Annotated in this window: 1 protein-coding gene; it reads right to left on the reverse strand. The window is 41.0% G+C overall.

Going from position 1 to position 664, the window contains the following annotated elements:
- Positions 1-120: 120 nt before the first annotated feature.
- Entirely contained in the window at positions 121-630 is a 510-nt protein-coding gene (locus ELS82_RS25650) for a GNAT family N-acetyltransferase (protein ID WP_134837836.1), read from the reverse strand.
- Positions 631-664: the final 34 nt, after the last annotated feature.

Below are 664 nucleotides of genomic sequence, written 5' to 3' on the forward strand. Positions count from 1 at the left end.
CATAACGCCGCGTTAAGTAGTGAGCAACGCCACCACCTGACCTAAACCATTGTGCCGTAAACACTAAATTCAAAGCAAACCGAAAATGCCAAGCGTTGGGAATCTGTCTTAAACGCTTTGTTATAAGGCGGACTTTTGGTTAAGCGCCTTTTCCAACCAAACCGAACTAATGTACTCACCATTTTTCTTTGCATATTCATTGAATACGCCAATTTCTCTAAAACCAAAACGTTTGTGTAAGGCARCTGAAGCATCATTAGGTAATGCGATACCTGACAACACCCTGTGGACTCCGTAACCAGAAATTGATGAAAACAGCTTAAAATACAGTTTTGAACCAACACCTTTACCTTTTGCTGTTGAAGCAAGATACACGGTAACTTCAGCTGTATCCTCAAATGCTGAAATGTCCCTATAAGGCTGGGAACATGCGAAACCTAGCAACTCCCCACTTTCGATAGCAACGAAAAGTTGATGTTTACTATTACATGAGAATTGAGAGAACCAATTTAGACGATTTTCTTGCGTAAATGCCTGCTCCTCAAAACGAGCGTTAGTATGCTCTATGTAAAAGTTAAAGATATCGGTGATGGCTGCGACATCGCTTAGCTTCCCTACTCTAATTTCCACGTAAATTCCTTTTATCTTCGAGCCTTATAACGCC

Source organism: Vibrio ouci (genome assembly GCF_004551525.1).
GTDB lineage: Bacteria > Pseudomonadota > Gammaproteobacteria > Enterobacterales > Vibrionaceae > Vibrio > Vibrio ouci.